This is a genomic window from Agrobacterium sp. ST15.13.015 (assembly GCF_027871645.1).
Classification (GTDB): Bacteria; Pseudomonadota; Alphaproteobacteria; order Rhizobiales; family Rhizobiaceae; genus Agrobacterium; species Agrobacterium leguminum.
In genome coordinates this window covers 23,648-37,338 of record NZ_JAQAHF010000021.1, presented here as the reverse complement: position 1 = coordinate 37,338, position 13,691 = coordinate 23,648, and the positions used below count along the sequence as shown (strand labels likewise).

At 61.2% G+C, this 13,691-nt stretch carries 14 protein-coding genes; 5 read left to right on the top strand and 9 right to left on the bottom strand.

Annotated features, from left to right (window positions below; translation table 11 throughout):
- Window positions 1-38: 38 nt before the first annotated feature.
- Window positions 39-344, top strand: a complete 306-nt coding sequence (locus PIB16_RS23875; RefSeq protein ID WP_035257647.1) for a DUF2249 domain-containing protein — start codon at window positions 39-41, stop codon at window positions 342-344.
- A gap of 78 nt (window positions 345-422) precedes the next feature.
- Window positions 423-956: a DUF2249 domain-containing protein gene (locus tag PIB16_RS23870; RefSeq protein ID WP_104679868.1), complete on the top strand. Its 534-nt coding sequence runs from the start codon at window positions 423-425 to the stop codon at window positions 954-956.
- Window positions 957-1,040: 84 nt separating this feature from the next.
- Here PIB16_RS23870 and PIB16_RS23865 read toward each other — a convergent pair whose 3' ends face one another.
- A complete protein-coding gene (locus tag PIB16_RS23865; protein ID WP_104679867.1) occupies window positions 1,041-2,273 on the bottom strand; it encodes an NnrS family protein in 1,233 nt (410 codons plus the stop codon).
- A 236-nt stretch (window positions 2,274-2,509) separates the two neighbouring features.
- Here PIB16_RS23865 and nirK point away from each other — a divergent pair, with 236 nt between their 5' ends.
- The 3 genes from nirK to PIB16_RS23850 all read left to right on the top strand — a co-directional run bounded on the left by nirK (window position 2,510) and on the right by PIB16_RS23850 (window position 5,528).
- Window positions 2,510-3,652, top strand: a complete 1,143-nt coding sequence (nirK, locus tag PIB16_RS23860) for a copper-containing nitrite reductase (protein ID WP_065655301.1) — start codon at window positions 2,510-2,512, stop codon at window positions 3,650-3,652.
- Between the two features lie 106 nt (window positions 3,653-3,758).
- A complete protein-coding gene (locus PIB16_RS23855; RefSeq protein ID WP_065655245.1) occupies window positions 3,759-4,676 on the top strand; it encodes an SUMF1/EgtB/PvdO family nonheme iron enzyme in 918 nt (305 codons plus the stop codon).
- Window positions 4,677-4,826: 150 nt separating this feature from the next.
- Entirely contained in the window at window positions 4,827-5,528 is a 702-nt protein-coding gene (locus PIB16_RS23850; RefSeq protein WP_065655244.1) for a Crp/Fnr family transcriptional regulator, read from the top strand.
- Window positions 5,529-5,586: 58 nt separating this feature from the next.
- Here the strand turns inward: PIB16_RS23850 and PIB16_RS23845 are convergent, their stop codons facing one another.
- From PIB16_RS23845 to PIB16_RS23810, 8 genes are all read right to left on the bottom strand, one after another.
- Window positions 5,587-5,982 (bottom strand): c-type cytochrome, encoded by a 396-nt coding sequence (locus PIB16_RS23845; protein WP_065655243.1) that lies wholly within the window; start codon window positions 5,980-5,982, stop codon window positions 5,587-5,589.
- 69 nt (window positions 5,983-6,051) lie between these two features.
- Entirely contained in the window at window positions 6,052-6,612 is a 561-nt protein-coding gene (locus PIB16_RS23840; protein WP_065655242.1) for a gluconate 2-dehydrogenase subunit 3 family protein, read from the bottom strand.
- Window positions 6,612-8,297: a GMC oxidoreductase gene (locus tag PIB16_RS23835; RefSeq protein WP_065655241.1), complete on the bottom strand. Its 1,686-nt coding sequence runs from the start codon at window positions 8,295-8,297 to the stop codon at window positions 6,612-6,614. Before PIB16_RS23835 ends, PIB16_RS23840 begins: the two co-directional genes overlap by 1 nt.
- A gap of 150 nt (window positions 8,298-8,447) precedes the next feature.
- Window positions 8,448-9,302, bottom strand: a complete 855-nt coding sequence (locus PIB16_RS23830; RefSeq protein ID WP_065655240.1) for a sugar phosphate isomerase/epimerase family protein — start codon at window positions 9,300-9,302, stop codon at window positions 8,448-8,450.
- 129 nt (window positions 9,303-9,431) lie between these two features.
- Window positions 9,432-10,601 carry a Gfo/Idh/MocA family protein gene (locus tag PIB16_RS23825; protein WP_065655239.1) on the bottom strand — a complete coding sequence of 390 codons (1,170 nt, stop codon included), beginning with the start codon at window positions 10,599-10,601 and terminating at the stop codon, window positions 9,432-9,434.
- Window positions 10,602-10,612: 11 nt separating this feature from the next.
- The gene (locus PIB16_RS23820; protein ID WP_065655238.1) at window positions 10,613-11,662 is read right to left on the bottom strand and encodes a sugar phosphate isomerase/epimerase family protein; all 1,050 of its coding nucleotides are present in this window, start codon (window positions 11,660-11,662) and stop codon (window positions 10,613-10,615) included.
- Window positions 11,663-11,695: 33 nt separating this feature from the next.
- Window positions 11,696-12,718 carry a LacI family DNA-binding transcriptional regulator gene (locus tag PIB16_RS23815; RefSeq protein WP_065655237.1) on the bottom strand — a complete coding sequence of 341 codons (1,023 nt, stop codon included), beginning with the start codon at window positions 12,716-12,718 and terminating at the stop codon, window positions 11,696-11,698.
- A 3-nt stretch (window positions 12,719-12,721) separates the two neighbouring features.
- The gene (locus PIB16_RS23810) at window positions 12,722-13,690 is read right to left on the bottom strand and encodes an ABC transporter permease (protein ID WP_065117786.1); all 969 of its coding nucleotides are present in this window, start codon (window positions 13,688-13,690) and stop codon (window positions 12,722-12,724) included.
- Between the last annotated feature and the right edge of the window lies 1 nt (window position 13,691).

Below are 13,691 nucleotides of genomic sequence, written 5' to 3'. Positions count from 1 at the left end.
GCCGGACATCATTCCATCCGCGGCCGTGGAGCCAGCCTATGTCCGAAGCCCAAACCGCAACCAATATCGATGTGCGCATCATTCCGCATCGCGAACGTCATCCGCGCATTTTCGGTGCGCTCGGCGCGTTGACCGAGGGGCAATCGCTGCAGATCACCAGCGATCACGACCCCCGTCCGCTGCTTTACCAGCTGGCCACCAATTTTCCCGGCCAGTTCGGCTGGGAATATCTCGAACAGGGCCCGGAAGTCTGGCGCCTCGATATCGGCCGCCTGGAAGAACAGGCCGAAGGTTCCGAAGACGATATGTCCGGCTGCGAATGCTGCTGCGGATCCGAACATTGACCCCTGCCCCGGCCCTGTGGTGAAAAGACCTCTGGCGGCCGGCCCTTGCCGCCGCCAGCCGACAGATGAGGTGATGCAATGACGGAAATTATCAGGGAACTCGATGTCCGGCCGCTTTTGCTGAGCGGCGGCGAGCCCTTTCCGGCCATCATGGAAGCCGTGGCCGGACTTGCGCCGGGTGAGGCGCTGCGATTATACGCCACCTTCCGGCCCGTCCCGCTGTTCAAGGTGATGGCCGAGCGCGGTTTCGACCATCAGGTGAGGGAAATCGGCGGCGGCGACTGGGAAGTGCTGTTTACGCCGCAATCCACTGAAGTGGAGCAGATTTCCGTGTCGCCGGCGCTTGCGGGCAATGCTGAGGAGCCGCAGATATGGCCCGATCCGGTCATTTATCTCGATCTAAGCGACGAAACGGCCGAAGGCCAGGCGAGCCGCACGCTTACAGCACTCGACCGCCTTCCGCTGGGCGCGGTAATTTTCGTGCTGATGCCGCAGGAGCCGACTTTCCTTTACCCCGAGCTTCTGGCCCGGGGCCATCAATGGGCCGGCAATTTCGACGAGGCGCGCACGGCGTTTCGCATCTTCATCCGCGCCGGTGCGGGCGCGCATTAAGCCAGATATCGAATCCCTCGAAAACGAAACGCCCCGGAAATGCTTCCGGGGCGTTTCGTTTTGGCCTCATCGCAACAAAGCCGCCTATGCTTTGAGCGGTTTGCGCTCGCGCATCAGGATCGGGCCATATTCGAAGCAGAAGAGACCGAAGCCCACGATCCAGAAAAGCGCCGAGCAGACATAAAGATGCATCATCGCACCGGGGAAGAACTCGGCTGCCGGTCTCAGCAGCGCGCAGGCGGTCAGCGCCACATAAGCGGCGATGGTGACCCTGCTGGCCGCGAGCTTGCGCCCGGTATGGCCAAGGCTCGCTCTTGTCATCACCGCAAGCATCATGCAGCCGATAACGCCTACGGTGAAGACATGCAGGACCGAGCGCGTATCCATCACGTCAATCGCGGCCAGCGCTATGGTGATGAAACCGGCGGGAATGAAGGCATAGGCGACATGCAGCACCACCAGCACCTGCTCTGGCCATGTCGTCCAGCCGCGCCAGCGGATCAGACGCACGGCGTGCATGAAAGCCGCCAGAAGCGCCGTTGGTACGGCCACGATGCTCCCTGGCTCTATTGTCCAGACGGCCAGCGCCGCGATACCGGTGAGGATGGCTGCGGTGTCGAAACCGTTATAGGGGACTGGAAAATCCGTGCGGCCGAAACGGTTCAGCCAGTTGCGGGTAAAACTCGGCACGATGCGGCCGCCGACGATGATGACAAGCACGGTATAGGCAGAGACCGCAAGGCGGGTCGCGATCTGGCTATGATCGCCCCCAATCGCTGCAACGTGGAATACGATGTTGGCGACGGAAAGCGCCAGCAGCCCGCCCAGCACCTTCAGGTCCTTCCATTTGCGCCCGGCAATGACCTCGCGCGCGCAGATCGTGAGAAGTGCCGGCAGGAACAGCCCGTCGACGGCTGCGGCGGTGACCACGCCCACCTTATCCGGCACAAGCAAGAAAAGCCGGCCGGCGCACCAGAGCGCAAACAGCCACACCAGCGGTTTGCCCGACACCGGCAGTCGCCCCGTCCAGTTCGGCACGGCCGTCAGAAGAAAACCGGCCAGCACCGCCGAAGCGAAACCGAACAGCATCTCATGGGCATGCCAGTTCGGTGCGCCATAATCCCCGCCGAGGTCGATGAAGCCCGAAAGGGCTGCGATCCACAACACCATCGCCACGATGGCCCAGAGGGCGCCGCCGAGGAAAAACGGCCGGAAGCCATAAGAAAAGATAACCGGGCCGGTGCGCGCCAGCCCTCTTGGAATGCCGCCCTTTGGCCGGCTGCGCCCTTCGGTGAGAACAGTTTGGCTGCCACTCATTATAATGCTCCTTGCTTGGTCTTGACATATGTCTAGACCCAAGCCCGTCCGGCTTCTTTGCGAACAGGCAAAGAGGCGGTGCGACGCTTCCACACCAGCCTTCGGCCGCCTGCCAAAATGTCGCAGGGTGCCGAAAGCGAAGTTTGCTCCATCTCAAATTGTATTTCCGCCCTTCCGCTACAAATGCTGTGACAGAGCGAAACATGCTCTGCCCCAAGAGGGATAGGAGAAAAATGATGACGGAAACCTTCCACATCACACGGCGTAATATTCTCGCAGGCGCAGCATTTGCAGGGGCTATAGCTCCCGTCATCATGCCATCGGCAGCGAGCGCGGCAGAGGAAAAGAAGGCCGCAGCCAAGCCATTGACGAGCGCGGAGATTGCAGCGCTACCTCGCGTAAAGGTTGATCTCGTCAAACCGCCCTTCGTGCACGCCCACACGCAGAAAGCCGAAGGTGGACCGAAGATCGTCGAGTTCACGCTCACGATCAAAGAGCAGAAGATGATCCTCGACGACAAGGGCACCGAGGTCCACGCCATGACCTTCAACGGTTCGGTTCCCGGGCCTCTGATGGTGGTGCATCAGGACGACTATGTCGAACTGACCCTCATCAATCCCGATAGCAACGAGCTGCAGCACAATATCGATTTCCACTCGGCCACCGGCGCGCTCGGCGGCGGCGGGCTCACCATCGTCAACCCCGGTGAAAAAGCGATCCTGCGCTTCAAGGCCACCAAGGCCGGCGTCTTTGTCTATCACTGCGCACCTCCCGGCATGGTGCCCTGGCACGTCACCTCGGGCATGAATGGCGCGATCATGGTGTTGCCGCGAGAGGGCCTGACGGACGGCCACGGCAAGGAACTTGTTTATGACAAGGTTTATTATGTCGGCGAGCAGGACTTCTACATCCCGCGCGACGAGAACGGCAATTTCAAGAAATATGAAAGCGCCGGCGACGCCATGGCCGACACGCTGGAGGTGATGCGCAAGCTGACGCCGAGCCACATCGTCTTCAACGGCGCAGTCGGCGCCCTGACCGGGGAACACGCCCTTCAGGCCGCCGTTGGCGAGAAGGTGCTGATCGTCCATTCGCAGGCAAACCGTGATACCCGCCCGCACCTGATCGGCGGTCACGGCGATTATGTCTGGGCGACGGGCAAGTTCCGCAACCCACCGGATCTCGACCAGGAAACCTGGTTCATTCCCGGCGGCACGGCGGGCGCGGCCTTCTATACCTTTGAGCAGCCCGGCATCTACGCCTATGTCAACCACAACCTCATCGAAGCCTTCGAACTGGGCGCGGCCGCCCACTTCAAGGTGACGGGTGAGTGGAACAACAACTTGATGCAGGCGGTGCTCGCCCCGTCGAGCATCTGACGCAAACCGGAGCGCGCCGCGAGCAGGTGCGGCGCGCTCCCCCTTCTGCTTTGCGGCCTGAAAGCAGGCCCGAACTCTGGCGTCTTCTCGACGCAGGCAGGTTCCCATGGGCATTCCCGGCAACAGCCATTTCCCAAATGCCGTCTCGCTTCTTCTCCCGCTCTCGCTTGCCACGCTGCTGGCAACGGCCATCGGTTTCCAGTCCGGGATCATCCGCAGCGGCGCCGATCCACGCGCCGCCATGACGGCACCACAGGTCGTTACAGTGCCCGCCGGACATTTCACCTACCGGGCGGAGGGCGAATATTTCCGCAATGGGTATGCTGTCGATGGGCCGATGGTTGACGTAACGATGCGGCGAAATCTGACGATCATGAAATATCAGGTATCGAGCGCGGACTATGCACGCTGCGTGGAGGAAGGCGGTTGTCAGCAGCCGGAACCCGGCTTTGCCGCCCCCGTCGGCGGCGAGATACCGGCAACCGGCATCAGCCAGGACGACGCCCGCGCCTATGCAAAGTGGCTGAGCGAGCGGACAGGCGAGGTCTGGCGCCTGCCGAGCGACGCTGAACTGGCCTTCGCCGCCGGGTCGCTTTTCCCGGATGAGACGCTCGGTGTGGCTGCGGACACTGAAAACCCCGCTTTGCGCTGGCTGGCGGATTACGAGCGGCAGACCAGCCGCAAGGCCTCGGGCAATCCCGTTCCGCAATCCTATGGCAGCTTCGGCGAAAACGAATATGGCCTTGCTGATTTCGGCGGCAATGTCTGGGAATGGACCTCGAGTTGCAGCCGCCGCGTGACACTCGGCAAGGATGGCGAGGTAGTCGATACCGTCGCCTCCTGCGGCATTCCCGTCGCCTCGGGAAAACACCGGGCGGCGATGAGCGCCTTCGTCAAGAACCCGAAGAGCGGCGGCTGCGCCGTCGGCGTGCCGCCGGATAATCTGGGTTTCCGGCTGGTGAAGGATACGCGCTGGTATGCGCCGCTTCTCGAAAAGCTTGGCGCAGCCGCTCTGTTTTCTTGATAATCGTCAATAAAAACAATCGGTTGATTCATATCATTTGATCTTCTTCAGCCCGTGATAGTGCTGTATTGTGAGGATACAGAAGAGGCCGACACCCGGGGTGCCCATTGCGGGAACCAGGGCGGCGGCCAATCACCGGAGAGGGTGCAAGTGAAGATTGACCGAAGCGTCATCCGGTCGCTGGCCTTGTTTGCCAAGATGGCCGACGATGAGCTGGACGGACTGCTGACCCACGCCACATCCCGGCTGGTGCCGCCGGGCGAAGCCATTTTCGAGCAGGGCCAGCCGGCCACGCATTTTTTCCTGCTCATTCACGGCCGCCTGAAGGTGACGCAGGTGACCCATGACGGCCAGCAGATCATCGTGCGCGTGGTGCATCCCGGCGATCTCTTCGGTTTTGCCCGGGCGCTGCAAAGGTTGGATTATCCCGGCACCGCCACGACGGCTGCCGAAAGCGTGATACTCTCCTGGCAAACCGATCTATGGCCGCAATTCGTCGAACAGAACCCGCACCTCGCCGTCTCCGCCATGCAGACCATCGGCCAGCGTCTCGAGGAAGCCCATACACGTATCCGCGAAATGTCGACGCAGGAAGTGGAGCGCCGGGTGGCCCACGCCGTGCTGCGCCTTTCCCAGCAGGCGGGGCGCAAGGAGTTGGACGGTATCCGCATCGACTTTCCAATCTCGCGACAGGATATAGCCGAAATGACCGGCACGACACTGCACACCGTTTCCCGCATCCTCAGCAGTTGGGAGAGTAAGGGGCTGGTGCAGGGCGGACGGCAGAAGCTTCTGGTCTGCAATCTGCCGGGCCTCGCGCAGCTGGCGGAGGGCGAAGTGAGCCAGGTGTAGCGCGCAGGCGCCTGATCTTCGCCAGGAGTTTTACTTCCACCGGGCAGCCGTGCTGCTCTCACTCAGCAGGCTTCGAAGCGGCGCTTTCGATATAGGCGATGAGATTGTCCAGATCTTCCGGCTTGCTGATGCCGGCCAGCGCCATCTTGTTGCCGGGTATTTTCTTTTTCGGCGCGCTCAGGAAATCCCGCAATTCATCCGGTGTCCAGACAAGGCCGTCCTCGCCCGCTTTTTTCATCGCAGCCGAATAAGTATAGTCAGGCACGCCGCCCGCTGCACGGCTAATGATACCGTTAAGCTGCGGGCCGACCCTGTTTTTCGCGCCCTCGCCGATGGCGTGGCAGGCGGAACAGCGCTTGAACACGGCCTCCCCCTTGGCAACATCGCCCTCAGAAAGAGCGGGAACGGTGCTTGCGGTCAGCATAGCCGCCGCGATGATTACTGTCTTGCGCATCGTGTCATCCTTGTCTTGCCGCTTGAGTGTGGCCCGTCTGCAAATGCGGACGGGCCAACGGTTCTCTCTTCAGGTCGTGCCCCAGGCGGGCGTGCCCTTCTTGTAGGGAACGCGATCTTCGAAACCGCCGGGAATTTCGTCGTAGACGAGAACTTCCGTGGCCCCGATCTTCGAGGTGAAGAAGCCGAGCAGCGTCAGTTGCTTGACCAGCGTGAAGGCGTGCGGCTTTGCAGGCGTCTGTTCCGCCTTGGCCTGCTTGTCCAGCGCGGCAAGCAGCGCCTGCCGCTGTTCCGGCGTCAGCTCCAGAAAGCCCTTCTTGTGTTCGGCCTGACTACGCTTTTCGATGTCGGAAATCGCCGAAAGGAAAAGTGTCCGCTGTTCGTCGGTATAACAATCGGCCGCATAGACGGCCATGAATGCTCCCACTTCAGCATCCTTGGCGCCCGGCGTGGAGGTGCGGGGAATGATGGTTTCCGCCACCTCGTCCAGAAAGCGGATTTCCTCCGGGGTGAAGACGTGGGTAGCGCCGGCGGGCTTGGCGGCGTTTTCGGCAGCCGTGAGGACATCCGCGCCGATCAGCGGAAGGCCGGTGGCAATGGCTATCAGTTTCAGCAGTTCGCGTCTGTTCATCACAGGTTCCCCTTCTTGCGTTCGGAAACGGCAAAATCGGCGGCACGCGCCGTCAGCGCCATATAGGTCAGAGACGGGTTGACGCAGGAGGCCGAAGTCATGCAGGCGCCGTCGGTGACAAAGACGTTCTGTGCATCCCAGACCTGGTTGTTGCCGTTGAGGACGGAGGTTTTCGGGTCGCGCCCCATGCGGGCCGTTCCCATTTCGTGAATGCCCATGCCCGGCGCATAGCTGCCCCGCGAGGGCTTGACGTTCTTGATGCCGACCGCCTCGAACATTTCGACGGCGTCATTGACCATGTCTTCGCGCATGTCGAGTTCGTTCTGCTTCATCTCGACATTCATGGAGAGGACCGGAAGGCCCCACTTGTCCTTCTTGTCATGATCGAGCTTCACGCGGTTGTCGTGATAGGGAAGCATTTCACCGAAGGCGGTCATGCCGATGGTCCAGCCGCCCGGATCGGTCAGTGCCTCCTTGTAGTCGGCGCCGATATTGAGTTCGGCGATCTCCCGTTCCCAGCGCGAGCGGCTGGCGGAGCCCTGATACCCGAAACCGCGCAGATATTTACGCTTGTCGTCACCGGTATTGCGGAAACGCGGAATGTAGAAGCCCGCCGGACGGCGGCCCTTGAAATAGAAGTCCTCGAAGCCTTCCACCTGGCCGGTGGCGCCCATGCGGAAATGGTGGTCCATCACGTTATGGCCGAGCTCGCCGGAGCTGCTGCCGAGACCGCCCTCCCAGACATCGGTGGCCGAATTCATCAGCACCCATGTCGAGTTCAGCGTCGAGGCGTTCAGGAAGATGATGTCGGCGGTGTATTCGTAGGTCAGGTTGGTTTCGGCATCGATGATCTCGACGCCGCGCGCCTTCTTCTTGTCCTTGTCGTAAAGGATTTCCTTGACGATGGAGAAAGGCCTGAGCGTCAGATTGCCGGTGGCGACCGCCGCAGGCAGGGTGGATGCCTGCGTGCTGAAATAGCCGCCGAAGGGACAGCCCAACCGACACTTGTTGCGGAACTGACAGCGCGTGCGCTCCTGATCGGGAAGTTCCTGGGTAATGTTGGCGCAGCGTGAATTGATGAGGTGGCGCGTGCCCTTGAACGCCTTCTTCAGCCGGCTGGCCACATCCTGCTCCACGAAATTGAGCGGAATGGGCGGCAGGAAATCGCCATCAGGGAGAATATCCAGCCCCTCGCGGCTGCCGGAAATGCCTGCGAAGCGCTCGACATAGTCATACCAGGGAGAAACGTCTTCATAGCGGATTGGCCAATCGACGGCGATGCCTTCTTTCGCATTGGCCTCGAAATCGGTCTGCGACCAGCGATAGGTCTGGCGGCCCCAGAGCAGCGAGCGGCCGCCGACATGGTAACCACGGAACCAGTCGAAGCGCTTTTCCTCGACATAGGGCGTTTCCTGCTCGTCGGCCCACATGCCGAGCGTCGCCTCTTCCAGCAGGTAATCGCGGCTGAGAACGGGGTATTTCGCCTTCATCTCCTGCGTGGCGCGGTTGCGATGGGGGTAATCCCAGGCTTCCTTGTCGGCATTCTGATAGTCGGTTATGTGCTCGATATTACGGCCGCGCTCCAGCATCAGGACCTTCAGGCCCTTTTGCGTGAGTTCCTTTGCGGCCCAGCCTCCACTGATGCCCGAGCCGACAACAATCGCATCATAATGATTGTTTGCCATGATAACTCCTCCGATGTGAGCTTGGAAAAAACGACAGGACAAAGCGCTTCCCGTCGCGGCGCGGCGGAAAATGGTCATGCGTCTGTCGAACCTCATGCTCCCCGCCGAAACCGGCCGCCGGGGAGCGGTTCTGGTTTTTACTGGCAGTGTTTACTGAATGGTCGGAAGGCGTTCATTGAGGAACGCGTTGCCCTTGGTCACGACGGCTTCAGCATCGAGCGGAAGATCGTGTTCAAGGATGAACCATTTTGCGCCGGCATGTTTGGCCGCCGGCAGGATCGTTTTCCAGTCGAGAACGCCGGTGCCGAGTGTGGCGAAGCCGCGCTCGTTTTCCGCCGTGCCGGCCGGTGCATTGTCCTTGGCGTGGATGGCGAAAACCTTGCCCTTCAAGGTGCCGAGGAATTCAGCCGGATCATTGCCACTGCGCGCCACCCAGGCGACATCGACTTCGGCCTGCAGCTTCGGGCCTGCCGCGTCGAGCAGCAGTTCGAGCGCCGTCTTGCCGTCGAATTTGACCATCTCGAAGTCGTGGTTGTGATAGGCCATGGAGAGGCCTGCTGCGGAAAGCTTGTCCGCGTAACCGCCAAGCTCCTTGCCGAAGGCGGTCCAGCCGGCGGCGTCCTTCGGGCGGTCTTCCGGCTTCAGGAACGGCACGGTAACGACCGCGTTGCCGACAGCCTTCTGCTCGGTGATGACCTCATCGAGATTGCCGCGCAGCTTGTCGATCGGCACATGCGAGGAAATGACCTTGATCTTGTGCTTTTCCAGCAGCGTGTTCAGTTCGCCGGCGCTGACCTTCTGCATGTCCACCGTTTCAACGGCGTAGACGCCAGCGCGGTTGAGAATGGCAAGCTGTTCTTCCAGCGTTCCGGAATTGCGCAGCGTGTACATCTGCGCCGCAATCGGCAGCACCTTGCTGTCATCGGCAAAAACCGGATTTGCGAAACCGGCCGCCAGTCCAACCACGAATGCCATGCCAGCGAATTTTGACTTGAACGTTTTCAAACGCGTAACTCCCTTTCCGTTTGATCAATGTGACGACACGCGTGCCCTCGCCTTTCCCGGCCGTCTGGCCGGGTCATGTCGGGCACCGCCTCCTGTGCCCTGCGTCGTCCGTGCCCGATATTGGGTGAACTAGATGTCGATCCCGACCCAGGACGAGGTCCGACTGGACCGGACGGCCGCATCGATGAATGCGAGACCCGCAAGGCCGTCCTCTATGCCGGGATAAATCACATCCCCGGCGGCCGTTTTTCCCTCCCTCTTTGCGATGATTGCATCTGCGGCTTCGCGGTAGATCGTCGCAAAACCCTCGAGATATCCTTCCGGGTGCCCCGATGGCACACGGCTGACGCGGTTGGCGGCATCGCCTGCACCCGCGCCATTGCGGGTGATCAGCCGCTTCGGCTCGCCATAAGGCGTGAACCACAACTCATCCGGCACCCGGTGGTGCCATTCAAGCCCGCCCTTGTCGCCATAGACCCTGAGCGACAGGGCGTTTTCGTTGCCAACCGCGATCTGGCTCGCCCAGAGCATGCCTTTTGCGCCGCTTGCATAACGAAGCAGAATATTGGCGCTGTCATCCAGCTGCCGGCCCGGAACGAACGACGTCAGATCGGCATAAAGGCTTGTCGGGATTTCACCCGTCACAAAGGCGGCGGCGTTGAAAGCGTGCGTGCCGATATCGCCGATTGCCCCGCCAGCGCCGGAACGGCTGGGGTCCGTGCGCCATTCCGCTCCCTTTGCGCCTGTCTTTTCAACGGCTTCGGTCAGCCAGTCCTGCGCATATTCAGCCTGGACATGGCGCAGCTTGCCGATGTCGCCACGCGCCACCATTTCCCGCATCTGCCGCAGCATCGCGTAGCCGGTGTAATTATGCGTCAGGATGAACAGGCTGTCGGATGCCCTGACGATCTCGGCCAGTGCCTTCGCTTCCTCCAGCGTCGCGGTAACCGGCTTGTCGCAGATGACGTGGATACCGGCGTCGAGAAAGGCCTTGGACGGGGCGAAATGCAGATGGTTCGGGGTGACGATAGCGACCGCCTCGATACCGTCCTCTCGTCCAGCCTCGGCCGCCGCCATGTCCTCAAACGAAGCATAGGACCGCTCCGGTGCAATGCCGAGCAGGGTCGCCGAAGCGGCTGCACGCGCGGGATCGGAGGAGAGCGCGCCGGCCACCAGCTCGTAACGGTCATCCAGCCGGGCCGCAATACGGTGCACCGCACCGATAAAGGCGCCCTGACCACCACCCACCATTCCGAGACGGATACGGCGGCTATCGAATTTCTTTGTAGCGGAGGACATGGCTATCCCTTTCAAAGTCCGAGAAGGCGGCGATTGGCGGCATCATCGATGCCACTCTTGGCGAAATCGTCGAAAGCCCGTTCGGTCACGCGGATGATATGGTTTTCAATGAAGCCGGCACCTTCGCGCGCGCCGTCTTCCGGATGCTTCAGCGCACATTCCCACTCCAGCACCGCCCAGCCGTCGAAATCATATTGGGTGAGCTTGGAAAACACCGCGCCGAAATCGACATGCCCATCGCCCAGCGAACGGAAACGTCCCGGCCGGTCGACCCAGCCTTGATAACCGCCATAAACGCCGGAACGGCCGGTCGGATTGAACTCGGCATCCTTGACGTGGAAGGCTTGGATACGCTCATGGTAGATGTCGATGAAATCCAGATAATCCATCGCCTGAAGGACGAAGTGGGAGGGATCGTAGAGGATGTTGGCGCGCGGGTGATTGCCGGTGGCTGCAAGAAAGCGCTCGAAGGTAATGCCGTCGTGCAAATCCTCACCGGGATGCAGTTCGTAGCAGAGATCGATGCCATTCTCCTCGAAGACATCGAGAATGGGTGTCCAGCGCTTGCCCAGTTCGGCAAAGGCCATTTCGACAAGACCAGCCGGACGCTGCGGCCAGGGGTAAACGAAGGGCCAGGCGAGTGCGCCGGAGAAACTGGCGTGGCTTTTGAGGCCGAGATGCTGCGAGGCTTTCGCCGCGTATTTCAGCTGGTTCACCGCCCATTCCTGCCGCGCCTGCGGTTTGCCGCGCAGTTCAGCGGGCGCAAAACCGTCGAACATTTCGTCATAGGCCGGGTGAACGGCCACGAGCTGGCCCTGAATATGGGTCGAAAGCTCGGTGATCTCGATACCCATTTGCGCCAGCCGGCCCTTGATATCGTCGCAATAGGTCTTGGATGCAGCGGCTTTCTCAAGATCGAAGAGTCTGGGATCGGTCGGCACCTGAATGCCCTTGTAACCGAGGGAAGCCGCCCATTGGCCGAGATTGTCGAGCGTGTCGAAAGGGGCCTCGTCTCCGGCAAATTGCGCGAGGAAAATCGCCGGGCCTTTGATCGTCTTCATGTCCTTACACTCCTTGCATTCACAGTCTGGCCGCTACCGATGCGGCGGGCGGCAGGGCGCGACCGAGCCGCGCACCACCAGTTCCGTATCCAGCACGATGGTCTCGGCCGTCCGCTTTCCGTTCAGCCGGTCCACCATCAGCGCCATGGCCTTGCGGCCCATCTCCTGGCGAGGCTGGCGCACCGTCGTCAGCGGCGGCTCAAACGCATTGGCGAAAATGATGTCATCGAAGCCGATGACGGAGACATCGGCCGGAACCGAAACGCCGCGCGCACGCAATTCGCTGATCGCGCCAATCGCCATCTGGTCGCTCGATGCGAAAATCGCGGTGAAGGCGATGCGACCTTCGAGAAGAGACGCAATCGCCTGACGGCCGGCCTCGATGCTGTAATCGCCCGTCACGACAAGTTCGTCGTCATAAGCGATGCCGGCTTCGGCAAGTGCCGCGCGATAACCATCGAAACGCTCCTGCGCCAGACTTTCCGGAACCGGACCGGCCAGATGCACGATCCTTTGATGTCCAGCGTCGATGAGGTGGCACATGGCGTTTTTGGAGGCGGCGCGGTTGTCCACCTTGACGGTCGGCAGAGCGAGGCCGGGCACCGTTTCCGACGCGATCACGATCGGCGGCAGCGCATCGCCCTGTTCGAGAAGCTCGGCGGGAAACTGGCCGGTCATCAGGATCAGGCCGTCGGCATGTTTCTGGCGCACCATGTCGATATGGGTCGCCACGCGGTTCTCATCGTTGCGGGCGTCGCCCATCAGCACCTTGTAGCCCGCTTCGCCCGCCGCTTCCTCAACGCCCTTGTAGATTTCGAGATAAAACGGGTTACCGATATCGCGAACGAGAAGGATGACGGTGTTGTTGGACTGACGCCGGAAGCTCGCCGCCTGCGCATTGGGAACGAAGTTCGCTTGCCGGACGGCGTCGAAAACCTTCTTGCGGGTTTCCGGGCGAACCTTGTCGGGTTGCTGCAGCGCCCGCGATACGGTCGCGATGGAAACGCCCGCTAGAGCTGCCACTTCCCTGATATTCGAACCTTGGTCTTTGCTCATCTGTCACACACGCAACTGCTTTTGGCGGCCATAAAGCAGCATCAGCGCTAGCAACGTGACACCGAATATGATCTGCCGTGCCCATACATCGAGGTTGAGCGTTATCAGTACGCTTTGCAGAATGGTGAGCGCAACAGCCCCGGCCATGGTTCCGACATATCCGCCCGCACCGCCGGCAAGCGAAGTGCCGCCGATGACGACCGCGATGATCGACGGAAGCACATATTGGTCACCGACGGAGATGAAGGACGTGCCGGTGTAACCGATGACGCACACCCCGGTCAGCCCGGCAAACAGGCCGGAAAGGCCATAAAGCAGCGTGCGGATGAGCGAAACGGGCAAACCGGTGAGCGTCGCCGCCCGCTCGTTCGAGCCGATGGCATAAATGGCGAAACCGAAGGCCGTGCGGCGCAGCACGAACAGCATGATCGCGGCGATGCCCAGCCAGACGAAAAGCACGCCGGGAATGCCGAAGATGAGCGGCCGGTTGATGAAACCCGCCAGCAGGGGGGCAGCCGCGCCAGAGGGAACGCCCTGCGAATAGACAACCAGCCCGCCCTGAATAACCGCCGTCATGCCAAGCGTCATGACCAACGGCGGAATGCGCACGAAGGTGATGCCGAGGCCGTTGATGAGGCCGATCAGGAAGGGGATGCCGCCTGCAACGAGAATGGCAAGCGGAATGCCCGCATTCTGGCCGTTCATCATATTGCCGGCAAGGACGGCGCCCAGCGAGATCATCGCGCCGACGGAAAGGTCGATGCCTTCACGCCCGCCGAGGATGACAAGGTTCTGGCCCGCCGCGACAATGCCGAGAATGGCGGCAATCGTCAGCAGCCGCACGATCTGCGAGCCCTGAGCGAAGCCCGGCGACAGCAATTCGCCGACCAATAGCAGGAAGACCGATGCGCCAATCGCGATGGTCAAGGGATCTGTGAGGAGGGTTTTGATTTGCAAGCCGGGATTGGTCATA

Bases quoted from the DNA above. Each gene is read 5' to 3' on its own strand.
- PIB16_RS23875 (WP_035257647.1), top strand. From the start codon at position 39: ATGTCCGAAGCCCAAACCGCAACCAATATCGATGTGCGCATCATTCCG.
- PIB16_RS23870 (WP_104679868.1), top strand. From the start codon at position 423: ATGACGGAAATTATCAGGGAACTCGATGTCCGGCCGCTTTTGCTGAGC.
- PIB16_RS23865 (WP_104679867.1), bottom strand. From the start codon at position 2,273: ATGAGTGGCAGCCAAACTGTTCTCACCGAAGGGCGCAGCCGGCCAAAG.
- nirK (WP_065655301.1), top strand. From the start codon at position 2,510: ATGACGGAAACCTTCCACATCACACGGCGTAATATTCTCGCAGGCGCA.
- PIB16_RS23855 (WP_065655245.1), top strand. From the start codon at position 3,759: ATGGGCATTCCCGGCAACAGCCATTTCCCAAATGCCGTCTCGCTTCTT.
- PIB16_RS23845 (WP_065655243.1), bottom strand. From the start codon at position 5,982: ATGCGCAAGACAGTAATCATCGCGGCGGCTATGCTGACCGCAAGCACC.
- PIB16_RS23840 (WP_065655242.1), bottom strand. From the start codon at position 6,612: ATGAACAGACGCGAACTGCTGAAACTGATAGCCATTGCCACCGGCCTT.
- PIB16_RS23835 (WP_065655241.1), bottom strand. From the start codon at position 8,297: ATGGCAAACAATCATTATGATGCGATTGTTGTCGGCTCGGGCATCAGT.
- PIB16_RS23825 (WP_065655239.1), bottom strand. From the start codon at position 10,601: ATGTCCTCCGCTACAAAGAAATTCGATAGCCGCCGTATCCGTCTCGGA.
- PIB16_RS23820 (WP_065655238.1), bottom strand. From the start codon at position 11,662: ATGAAGACGATCAAAGGCCCGGCGATTTTCCTCGCGCAATTTGCCGGA.
- PIB16_RS23815 (WP_065655237.1), bottom strand. From the start codon at position 12,718: ATGAGCAAAGACCAAGGTTCGAATATCAGGGAAGTGGCAGCTCTAGCG.
- PIB16_RS23810 (WP_065117786.1), bottom strand. From the start codon at position 13,690: ATGACCAATCCCGGCTTGCAAATCAAAACCCTCCTCACAGATCCCTTG.